Here is a 10,653-nt window from a genome sequence, read left to right on the forward strand (position 1 = left end):
ATTTTCAGAGGTGAAAAGATTTAAATCCCATCGATCAATAATGTCTAGTTTCGTGATAGATATCTGTGATCTGAATTCGTAATATTGATGCGTTTCTGCAACCGCGCATTCAATGAAAACAAAGAATAATGCAAATGAAAGCGCTCTTATATCAGCGCCTTTTGCAAGTAGTCTTTGTTTTAAACTTATTACTGACGGCCAAGGAAGAGCATTTTTACTGGCATTTGCGGTGTACGCAAATGCCAATAACCGCTTCGCTCGAAGCGAGAAGTTATTAGGGGGATCGATTTTCATGGCATTTTCCGCTCATATGATTAAAGGGGGTTCCTTTTCCACGATGAGCAACGAATATGACAGTTAAATACTATTTAATTACAATTGGTTAATTGTTTTTGTGTTTGAGCTGTGTCGGTATAGCAGACATAAGAATGTCCGTTTCTCAGACACTAATCGATATCGTATTCTTTTAGTTTTGCATACAATAATTGCCGATGTATACCTAATTGGCGCGCAGCTTCAGCGCGGTTATTCTGACTTGCTCGCAAGGCCCGTTGAATCATCATGCGCTCAAGTGCTGAAACCGCTTCAGAGAGTGGTAATTGCAATAGTTCGTCAGTGGAGATCTCGATTTTAGGCGACGGATGAAGCTGGTTTCTGATATCGTTTTCTTCAATTGTAGTACCACGTACAGTAACGCATGCGTGTTCAATTACATTGCGTAATTCGCGTACATTCCCGGTCCAGCTATGCGAGCTGAGTAAGCTCAAAGCGGCGCTGGATAATTTCTTGGTGTGATTTGAAAAATAATTCAAGAAATGAGTAGCTAATGCAGGAATATCCTCTGGCCGGTCACGTAGCGCAGGCACTTGTATAGGAAAAACATGCAGACGATGATAAAGATCTTCGCGGAAATGGTTGCGGTTGACCTGCTCTGCCAGATCATGGTGAGTCGCAGCAACCAGTCGCACATCTACGACATCTTCCTAAGTTGAGCCAACGGGTGTAAAACGCTTACTCTCAATTACTCGCAGTAATTTGGCCTGCATTGCCAAAGGCATATCGCCTATCTCATCCAAAAACAGTGTTCCGCCTTGAGCTTGCCCGAAACGGCCGATGCGATTGCTAATTGCTCCTGTAAAAGCGCCTTTAACATGGCCGAATAACTCACTTTCCAGTAATTCCGCCGGAATGGCGGCGCAATTGACGGCAACAAAAGGCGCATTGGCTGGATGGCTTGCTTTATGCAATAAGTGGGCAAGCACATCCTTACCACTACCCGTTTCGCCAAGAAATAAAACAGTTACATTGCTGACCGCTGCTAACCCAATGAGCTTCAGCACTTTTCGCATCTCCGCGGAATTTCCAATCACATCGTTGGAGTCCAAAATGATGGAGGATGATTTTACAATTTCTTCGTGTTTACCGGATTGTAGTGCGCGTTCAATGGTGCTAATGAGATCGTTACGGCTTAATGGTTTCAGAAGATGATCGAATGCGCCTAGTTTGATGGCTTCAACCGTATCTGCGGCGGTTGCAAAAGCAGTTAAGATGATAACAGGAGGAACTGGATATACCCGCTTGTTCATGTGGCGAAGAAACTCGAGACCATCGGCATCACCGAGTCGATGATCCAGAATGATCAGATCGGGATTATGTTGCTGCAAGGCATCCAGACCGGAAAAACATGAGTTAGCTTCAAACGGTACATGATTCATGTCGGTTATGGTCTCTGCCAAACCTTCGCGAAAATCGTTATCGTCTTCGACAATTAAGATTCTTGCCATGGCAGCTCTATTTCAAAGGTAGTGCTTGTTGCCTGATCAAGTAAGCGTAATGTACCTCCATGTGCGCTGACAATATCGTGAGCATGTGCCAATCCAAGGCCAATGCCGCCATGACGTGCGCTTACAAAAGGCTCAAATAAGTGATGGCGAAGCTCCATGGGAATTCCTGAGCCGGTGTCAGTTATTTGGATGCTTAGGATATTGCTTTTCCGTGTGCATAAAATCTGCACCGAATCGCCGTGCCGGGTATGCTGAAGTGCGTTCTGAATCAGATTATCCAAGACTTCTGTCATCAAAGTCGGATCGAAGTACCAGTATTCCGTCATCGACTGAAATTTCAACGCTTTGCCGGAACTATGCGCTTTCTCGAGATGTAGGCCGATTACTTCATTCAACCATACAGAAATATCAATTTTCTGTATTTCTGGTTTTATGGATCGTACTAATGAAAGCAGGCGTGCTAATAATTCCTCTAATCTGGTTATCTGTTTCAAAATAAAGGTCAGAGCAATGGTGCGGCGCTCAATGTCTCCCGCCAATGCATTCTCCGCTTTCAGACGTATTGCTCCCAAGGGATTACGTATTTCATGCGCTAAGCCTGCTACCATGCGCCCTATAAGAGCGCTGCGTTCCGCGTGTTGCAGTTTGCGCTCGAGGTTCATGGAATGTTCCAAAGCTGATTTGATTTGTGTGTTGAATGTATTGAATGCATTTACAATCTGATCCAGGTCACGGTAACCGCTGCTTGCGATGATTTGCCCGCCGCTGGGAAGAGATTTTGCGATGCTGGTGGCCATGGAATCAAGGAGGCGAGACCAGCGGAGCAGCATGAAAATATGCCATATACCGATGATAAAAATCACCAATGCAAATACCCCTAGCGCCATTGCATAACGTTCTGCAACATAAGTGGCTCGTACATCAAGGCGTGTCATGACCCAGACTGATTCGTGATCAGTAAGAGGGCAAGCGGAAAAAATGAGCAGATCTCGCTCACCTATTCTTTGATAGGAAACTTTTTGTTTGAGGCTCAACGCTTCTTGAGAAAATTGAGTGATATGAGCCTGTTCGGCTTGCGGTGTGTCTTTTTTATGACCGCCCTCGTAAGTCGGAAAAGCGTAAGCGACAAATCCGCCCTGCTCGCTCCAGATGCCTCCCTCTACGCCGGACGCCAATGACAATAGCAACTCCAAGATAGTGCTTGCCAAATCAATTTTTAATTCTTTGTCTGGGACGGATCGATGATATTGAGATTGAGTCTCTTGGCAGATTTTTTCAACTACATCAGTAGTTTTTACAGTCTGGGCTTGTAACCCATGGCCATAGAGTTGGTGTGCGATGAAGCCGATGATTATGCTGGCAGTAATAATCAGAAATACTAGAGTGTTAATGCTGGCTCTAAGGGTGGGAAAGCGATAATTATGCATCAGTATCCCAGTTTTTAGGAATATTTCAAAAGAAAGATAATCAGCTCAATTTCAATCTCACATAAGTATCTACTTGATCAAAATTGATTCAGGTCCTTGTTGTTGCCAATTTCTTTCCCATTGAGCGAAGTCTCCATAGGAGTATTCATTTACAAGCATGACCTTGATGAGTTCTTGCATTTTTCATTATTGTAATAATCGATCTGACTGTCCAGGTTTTTTTGCAATGGCTGTATGTTGTTGCACAATTTCTTGCTGAAAATCGCTTGATAAAATTTGTATAAGATGTTTATGCAGGGTATTTCTAGATATTGTTGGTCTGTAATTGACTGATGAACCAGCTGGCTGAGTGAATTACATGCCTGCCGCTGCATAAAGTCTTTTAGGCGGAATCCCAGCAGCCAGAGCGCGGCAAAATAGCTGAATGCGCCTGCTGCGACCACCCAGCTTAAACGTCCGGCGCGTGATAATGTCGAATCGGCCAGCCACGAGGCATCGCTTCCTGCCGCAAACCATAAAACCACGCCTATTAGAATGGTGTCGAGCGCGACGTCCGGCAAGAAGAAGCTTCGGGGTGGAGAGTTTTAGACTGATGGTTATTTTGCAAGTACAGTTGGCAAGCATGGAGATGAGCAGGTGATTGATAATTATGTACAAAATCAAGATAAGACAGATCAGAAACTGCACTTGGATTATCAGCTTGCGTTGTTCTGAGCAAAAATACCCCGCTGCTTGTGGCGGGGTTATTTGTCTTATAAACAATGTGTTAATGCTATTCAATTTCTTAAAGTATCAAGCTTTCCTGTTTTTTTGGGAATGGGCAAGAAATAGCCAAAATGGACTTTCCCATACCTTTAAAGCTTCAAGAAAGACATGAAGTCGTGAAGGCAGGAATTTCCTTGTCGGATAGACAGCATGGACCACAATTTCAGGAGAAGCCCATTCTGGCAAAATGCGAATAAGTGTTCCGTTTCTGATTTGCTCATCACAATAGGTGATCGGTAACAAGCCAATCCCATGCCCCCGATAAGTAAAGTCGCTAACTGACTGAAAATCGCGGCTGGCCATAGAGCCAGTTACCTGCACCTTCGCTGTTTTGCGCCCATTTACCAACTCCCATTCCGTCTCATTATTTCTCCCGCCAAGGATGACGCATTGATGCTGCATTAAATCCTGTGGGTTAGAAGGAAGCGATTGCCCTTTTAAATAATCTGGTGCTGCGACGATATAACGGATACTCGTACCGATACGCTTGGTAATGAGCGTTGAATCCTTCAATCCTCCAAAACGGATACTGACATCGATGTTTTCCGCTATCAAATCAAGATAGGAATTGGTAATGAAAAGATCAATTTTGATACTAGGATAATTTCTCTGGAAGTCTGAAAGAAACTTATAAAATGGTTCCTGCCTCATAATTCGCGGCGCGGAGATTTTGAGCGTGCCTTCTGGGTTTTTCTGGATCTGCGTCAGGATACTTTCGGCATCAAATAGGTCGCTTAATGTTTTGTTGCATTGATTGTAATAATTGTTGCCCTGAAGGGTGAGGCTCAACTTACGTGTCGTTCTATGCAGCAGGGTTACGCCAAGCTGTACTTCAAGGTTGGAAACAGCACGGCTCACCGTTGAAACAGGCATGCTCATAGCCTGAGCGGCGCGGCTGAAACTTTTGAACTGCGCCACTTTTACAAATATTGCGATATCGTTCAAATCTACCATAATAAATTTGCTCCGCGCGCACTGCACCTATTCCCGCAGCAAGACCACGGGAAATCGCAAGTTCAATTTTTGCATAAATGGAAAAGCGATTCTACAAGTTTCCATCTAATCAAATAATTTTGTTTGATGCACAATCTTCTCGCGTCAAATCAATTCAAAAGGAGAATCCTATGTCTAAGCAAAAAACTATTATTGTCACCGGTGGTTCACAAGGTATCGGTGCGGGCGTCGTCAACGCCTTCCTTGAGCGCGGTTACAATGTCGTTGCGACTTCACGCAACGTAACCAAATCCAAAGAACTTGTGCAGTCTGACAATTTAGCGTTAATCGATGGCGATATCGGACAGGCCGCTACAGCGGAGAAAGTTGCCGAAACTGCAGTTGCCCGGTTTGACTCCATTGATGCGCTGGTCAACAACGCCGGTATCTTTTTATCGAAACCTTTTACCGATTACACAGCAGAGGATTTCAGCTCTCTGATTTCGACTAATGTGGAAGGCTTCCTCTATATCACGCAGCTTGCTGTCAAACAGATGCTGAGACAGAAATCTGGAGGTAGCGTCGTTAGTATTTCGAGTTCGCTGGTAACACATCCGATTGCTGGTTTAAGCGCTTCGGTTCCAATGATTACTAAGGGTGGCATAACGGCAAGTTCACTAAACCTTGCCAGTGAATATGCAAAGGAGGGCATCCGTTTCAACACTGTTGCTGCCGGTATTGTCGATACGCCACTGCACAAGGATAACCCGAAGGAGTTTCTTAAGTCACTTTCTCCCATGGGACGCATTTCGGACACGAAAGAAATCGTCGATGCAGTCATTTATCTGACGGAAGCGCAAGCTATTACTGGGGAGGTGCTGCACGTGGATAACGGCGCACATGTCGGCAAATGGTAAGCGCAGAACTCAAACTTAAGACTCTTAGCATCATGCTGCCGTCGATGCCGATGCCGCTCGGAGCTTACGAAATGACGGTGCAGGCCGGCAATCTGCTCTTCCTCACCGGCATGCTTCCGCTAAAAGGGCGCGAGCCGCAGTTTATCGGAAAGCTCGGCAAGGAACTGAATGCAAAAGAAGGACGAGAAGCTGCGCGTATGGCAGCACTAAACGCGCTCGCCGTTGCTCGTAAGCATTTAGGATCACTCGATAAAATAAAGCGTATCGTCCGCACCAGCTTCTTTTTGGCGGTCTCGAATGATTTTATCGATCACCCGAACGTGGCAGACGGAGCCTCTGAGCTTTTTCGTGACGTCTTCGGTGCGGACAGGCTATCCGTTCGTTCAGTGGTTGGTGTTATGAGTTTGCCGCTTAACACGCCTGTCGAAATCGAAGTAACTTTTGAAGTTACTCTGTAAACGAAAGACCGTATATCTAATGACAATTTCTTGATAAATACTTTTGCTTATAGCCGCATGCTCTTTACAGCATAGCTGGCTTAAGCAAAAGAAATTCTTTAGTACCGGCCGTTGAAACCACTGCGGATAATTGCCATGACAGTAAACCGCTGCTGACACAACTGCATGGATCTATCACTGGCATAAGCATCTAAAATAGAAGGAAATTAATGAAAAAATTATGCTATTTGATACCTTCATCGGCGACAGCTACGTGGTCAAGAAGAATCCTGCCAACAAGAGTGCGTGAATTGCTCCTGAAAATCTGTTTATGCTGCATAGGAATAATGTGCCTGGCTTTTCAGGCGCAGGCAAATACAAATCCACCGGCAACAACCGCTGCTGCGGCTACAGCTGGTGTCAGCGCACCGAGTGGTACTGTCAACATGTCAAAAGTTCCGCCAGTCACCGCGCCATCGCGCCCCGGCTTATTTATGTTGCCACCAACCGGGCCAGGTTATTATTCATTGTGGGATTTGATGACCAGAAATAAGCGTGCAAAACCACCGGTTGCACCGTATGCGCCATCTGCATTACTGACTACCCCAGCATACGACATTGATTTTCGTTACCTGGATACCGCAGGGCATGAAAAAGATATTTTTGACCCAATCAAGAGAATGCATCTCGGTGACGGCTGGTTGCTCTCCTTCGGTGGTAATTTCTGGTATCGCTACACACATGAAGCAGATAGCCGTTTAAATGCAGCCGGTACTAATAACGACTTTCATATGTTGCGTACACGAGTCCATGCGGACTTATGGTATAGAGATAAAGTACGTTTGTTTGTGGAAGGTATTGATGCGCGTGCTTTCGGCTCTGAATTGCCTCCGCTCATAACGGATAGAAATCATGCCGATATACTCAATCTGTTTACCGATATAAAGGTTGCCAGTGTTAATAATGGTCCCGTTTATGTTCGTGTCGGCCGCCAAGAATTAATGTACGGTTCACAAAGATTGATTTCCACTTTGGATTGGGCGAATACACGCAGAACTTTCCAGGGTGTCAAAGCCTTCTGGCGCACTCCGACATGGGACATTGATGCATTCTGGATGCGCCCGATGATTATTGAAAAAGGGAATGTTGATAGCTGGGATACGCAACAGAATTTTTATGGCCTATGGGCTACCAACAAGTCGAAACCCGGTCATTTAATTGATCTCTATTTCCTCAGCCTAAATAACAGCCATAACCTCAGCTCAGCCAATGTGTTAGCGGGAAACATTTTGCAAGGAAACTCAAACTTCCATACCTTGGGTGGCCGGTTTGTTGGAAATATCGACAATTTCTTGTATGAGCTGGAAGGTATGTACCAGTTCGGCCAACGGTCCAATCTGGATATTTCCGCCTTTGCAGTAGCGAGCGGCGTGGGCTATCGTTTACCCTTGCCGATGAATCCCCAAGCTTGGGTGCATTATGATTTTGCCTCCGGTGACAGTAAATCCAATGATGGCAGAAGCAATACATTTAATGAGTTTTTCCGTTTGTGCTCTACTACATGGGTTTCCTGGGTAGTGTAGGACGTCAAAACATACATGATATCAATGCACAACTTACCTTGTATCCAATGCCATGGTTTACGTTTAGCTCCCAGTATCATAGATTCTATCTGGCGAATAATACCGATTATTTATATAACGCTTCTGGCTTAGCTTCAGTGAGAGATCCAGCAGGCCAGTCCGGCAGTCATGTCGGAGATCAAATCGATTTCCGTGCGAATTTCCATGTAAACCGTCATCAAGATGTGTTGGTTGGTTATTCAAAACTGTTTAGCGGTAATTTTCTACAGAAACAACGGCCAGGAGTTTCGGCTGATCTTTTCTATGTTCAGTACAATATCCGTTTTTGATAATTTTCTGGGACTGCTTCCGAGCAGCTGTGTAGCTATTTATTTTGGTCAAAATGAAATTTATTCTGAAGATTCTGCATGAAGAAAACCGATACGAAATTGATTAAAACGCCTGCTGTTTGGTGAAATCTTTCAGGCGGAATCCCAGCAGCCAGAGCGCGGCAAAATAGCTGAATGCGCCTGCTGCGACCACCCAGCTTAAACGTCCGGCGCGTGATAATGTCGAATCGGTCAGCCACGAGGCATCGCTTCCCGCTGCAAACCATAGCACAACGCCCATTGCCGCTAATGCCAGCAATATTTTCACACAGAAGATGAGCCAGCCGGGCTGTGGCTGGTAGATTTCCTGTTTGCGCAATTGGTAATACAGCAATCCGGCGTTGAGGCATGCCCCCAAGCCGATGGCCAGCGCCAATCCGGCATGCTGGAGTGAGCTGATGAAGGCGAGGTTCATTAGTTGTGTTGCAGTTAACGTGATGATGGCGATTTTTACCGGAGTTTTGATGTTCTGGCGCGCATAAAATGCCGGGGCGAGCACTTTCACTAGAATTAATCCGAGCAGTCCTACGCTGTAGGCGATCAGAGCTTCGCGTGTCATCCATACATCATGATCCGTGAATGCGCCATGATGAAAGAGCGTTGTGATTAAGGGAGTGGCCAGCAATGCGAAAGCAAGCGCTGCCGGTAAAGTCAGCAAGATGGTCATGCGTAATCCCCAATCCAACAGGCGGGAATATTCTTCGCGGCTGTTGCTGGTGTAATGCCGTGCCAGCGATGGCAGTAGGATAGTGCCGAGCGCGACGCCCAGCAGCCCTGCGGGAAATTCCATGAGTCGATCGGCATAATAAAGCCACGATACGCTTCCAGTAACCAGCAATGAAGCAAAAATAGTGTTGATCAGCAGACTGATTTGACTCACTGATACACCGAAAATAGCGGGCCCCATCAATTTGAGCACGCGCCAAGCGCCGGTGTCCGGATTTCTAAAACGGATCCGTGGCATTAATTTAAGCCGTAAGAGGAAAGGAATCTGGAAAGCCAGTTGCAATATGCCGCCGATAAAAACTGCCCAAGCCAGTGCCAGAATGGGCGGATCAATCAAAGGGGTGAGCCATAGCGCGCAAGCAATAAAGGATAGATTCAATAGTGCGGGGGTCAGCGCGGGAATGTTAAATTTACCGAATGTGTTGAGTATGCTCCCGGCCAAAGCGACCAACGCAATAAATAATATGTAGGGAAATGTGATTTGCAGCAACGTCACAGTCAAATTGAATTTGTCCTGGTCGGCGGAGAATCCCGGTGCGCTGACATAGATAATCAGCGGCGCAGCGATAATACCGATAACAGTGACGACGAACAGCGTGATGCTCAGGATCATCGTGATGTGATCGATGAAATCGTGCGTTTCTTCTGGCGTGCGATTGTTTTTGTACTCGGCGAGAATGGGAACGAATGCTTGTGAAAAGGCTCCTTCTCCGAATATCCGCCGCAACAGATTCGGAATGCGGAATGCGACAAAGAAAGCATCCGTTTCCATGCCCGCGCCAAAAATCCGCGCGATGATGATATCGCGTACAAAGCCGAGTATGCGCGATATGAAAGTCATGCTGCTGACCGCAGCGAGTGCTTTAAGAAGATTCAATGGTTTGCGATGTTTGAGCGATCAAGGCGGTGGTGAGAAGCTGGGCAGACTGGATTGAAAAATCCGGTCTGCCCGGCTGAAAATTCAAATAATCGTTCTGCTGATTCAAGCCTGTTATTGTAAACGGGCTGGATGACGGTTTGATGGCCGCTTAGAAAAGACAGCTTACTTTTTTGATCAAGCCTTCTTCTTCCCAGCTCCATTGCAGACAGTATTCCACTCCCCGTTTCGGGTTTTTGATATCCGCTTCAATGGTTTGCCCGGTGATTACGGGTGGTAGCAGCGCTTCTTCTTTGCCGTCATGGATGCTGAAAAAACGGGCGGTTGAAATAGCGCGTCCTTCGGGTAATTCAACGATCAGGCGTAATCGTTTCGTGTCATCATCGACGACATGGGAAAGTATGCCTTCGTTCTGCGTGAAAGCGCCTTCGCATTGATACGTCAGGGTTAAATCGGAGCCGTTGATGATTTTTAATTCCGGCGGGAATTTCATGCAGACTTGATAGCTGTCGTTTTCTTTTCGTAGTTCAGCGGGCTCGGTGTTATTGATGCGGAAATTGCTGATGCTGCCGATCGAGCGGATATTTTTAAACCAGTATTCTGAATTATCAACATGACATGCGGTGGTCATTTGTGTTTGCGTCAATGTCGCTTTTTTCCCGCAAGTATCGTGCACCGTCAGTATTTTTCTTAAATCCGCGATGGAAAACGCGTGTTTGTTTTGTCTGATTTGCTCGTAAATCAGCAACGCGGCGCAGATTGCAACGATCAGTGCAATCACGATGAATTTCGTCAGCAGTGCAACCAATACACCAAAGACAAAGATTGCGGCATTG

9 protein-coding genes and 3 pseudogenes are annotated in these 10,653 nt (G+C 45.9%); 4 read left to right on the forward strand and 8 right to left on the reverse strand.

The window, feature by feature from the left end; genetic code table 11:
* The 5 genes and pseudogenes from K2P83_RS13505 to K2P83_RS13525 form a co-directional block, all read right to left on the reverse strand.
* Positions 1 to 294, reverse strand: a 294-nt coding sequence (locus K2P83_RS13505; protein WP_292930037.1) for a hypothetical protein, incomplete at its 3' end; no start/stop codon positions are given.
* A gap of 152 nt (positions 295 to 446) precedes the next feature.
* Positions 447 to 866 (reverse strand): helix-turn-helix domain-containing protein, encoded by a 420-nt coding sequence (locus K2P83_RS13510; protein ID WP_292930051.1) that lies wholly within the window; start codon positions 864 to 866, stop codon positions 447 to 449.
* 12 nt (positions 867 to 878) lie between these two features.
* A pseudogene (locus K2P83_RS13515) lies at positions 879 to 1,784 on the reverse strand (sigma-54 dependent transcriptional regulator); the annotation flags it as partial.
* On the reverse strand, positions 1,769 to 3,211 hold the full coding sequence (locus K2P83_RS13520; protein ID WP_292930039.1) for a HAMP domain-containing sensor histidine kinase: 1,443 nt from the start codon (positions 3,209 to 3,211) through the stop codon (positions 1,769 to 1,771). The pseudogene K2P83_RS13515 and the gene K2P83_RS13520, both read right to left, overlap by 16 nt.
* Positions 3,212 to 3,360: 149 nt before the next feature.
* Positions 3,361 to 3,771 carry a hypothetical protein gene (locus tag K2P83_RS13525; RefSeq protein WP_292930053.1) on the reverse strand — a complete coding sequence of 137 codons (411 nt, stop codon included), beginning with the start codon at positions 3,769 to 3,771 and terminating at the stop codon, positions 3,361 to 3,363.
* On the opposite strand from K2P83_RS13525, the pseudogene K2P83_RS13530 reads away from it, so the two are divergent.
* Positions 3,770 to 3,925: pseudogene (locus K2P83_RS13530) on the forward strand (transposase); the annotation flags it as partial. The gene K2P83_RS13525 and the pseudogene K2P83_RS13530 overlap by 2 nt on opposite strands.
* A 78-nt stretch (positions 3,926 to 4,003) precedes the next feature.
* On the opposite strand, the gene K2P83_RS13535 reads toward K2P83_RS13530, so the two are convergent.
* Positions 4,004 to 4,930 carry a LysR family transcriptional regulator gene (locus K2P83_RS13535; RefSeq protein ID WP_292930041.1) on the reverse strand — a complete coding sequence of 309 codons (927 nt, stop codon included), beginning with the start codon at positions 4,928 to 4,930 and terminating at the stop codon, positions 4,004 to 4,006.
* Between the two features lie 170 nt (positions 4,931 to 5,100).
* On the opposite strand from K2P83_RS13535, the gene K2P83_RS13540 reads away from it, so the two are divergent.
* From K2P83_RS13540 to K2P83_RS13550, 3 genes and pseudogenes are all read left to right on the forward strand, one after another.
* Positions 5,101 to 5,826: an SDR family oxidoreductase gene (locus K2P83_RS13540; protein ID WP_292930043.1), complete on the forward strand. Its 726-nt coding sequence runs from the start codon at positions 5,101 to 5,103 to the stop codon at positions 5,824 to 5,826.
* Complete coding sequence (locus K2P83_RS13545; RefSeq protein ID WP_292930045.1) at positions 5,820 to 6,284, forward strand: RidA family protein; 465 nt, start codon at positions 5,820 to 5,822, stop codon at positions 6,282 to 6,284. The genes K2P83_RS13540 and K2P83_RS13545 overlap by 7 nt, the downstream gene beginning before the upstream one ends.
* Positions 6,285 to 6,943: 659 nt before the next feature.
* Positions 6,944 to 8,175: pseudogene (locus K2P83_RS13550) on the forward strand (alginate export family protein).
* Between the two features lie 103 nt (positions 8,176 to 8,278).
* Here the strand turns inward: K2P83_RS13550 and murJ are convergent.
* Complete coding sequence (murJ, locus tag K2P83_RS13555; protein WP_292930047.1) at positions 8,279 to 9,817, reverse strand: murein biosynthesis integral membrane protein MurJ; 1,539 nt, start codon at positions 9,815 to 9,817, stop codon at positions 8,279 to 8,281.
* Between the two features lie 151 nt (positions 9,818 to 9,968).
* On the reverse strand, positions 9,969 to 10,653 hold a 685-nt coding region (locus K2P83_RS13560), incomplete at its 5' end, for a hypothetical protein (protein WP_292930049.1).

The organism is Nitrosomonas sp. (genome assembly GCF_019752415.1).
In the GTDB taxonomy this organism is placed as follows: domain Bacteria; phylum Pseudomonadota; class Gammaproteobacteria; order Burkholderiales; family Nitrosomonadaceae; genus Nitrosomonas.

What these genes read in the sequence shown, in the direction of transcription:
- K2P83_RS13540 (WP_292930043.1), top strand. Translation starts at nt 5,101, where the DNA reads ATGTCTAAGCAAAAAACTATTATTGTCACCGGTGGTTCACAAGGTATC.
- K2P83_RS13545 (WP_292930045.1), top strand. Translation starts at nt 5,820, where the DNA reads ATGGTAAGCGCAGAACTCAAACTTAAGACTCTTAGCATCATGCTGCCG.
- K2P83_RS13520 (WP_292930039.1), bottom strand. Translation starts at nt 3,211, where the DNA reads ATGCATAATTATCGCTTTCCCACCCTTAGAGCCAGCATTAACACTCTA.
- K2P83_RS13535 (WP_292930041.1), bottom strand. Translation starts at nt 4,930, where the DNA reads ATGGTAGATTTGAACGATATCGCAATATTTGTAAAAGTGGCGCAGTTC.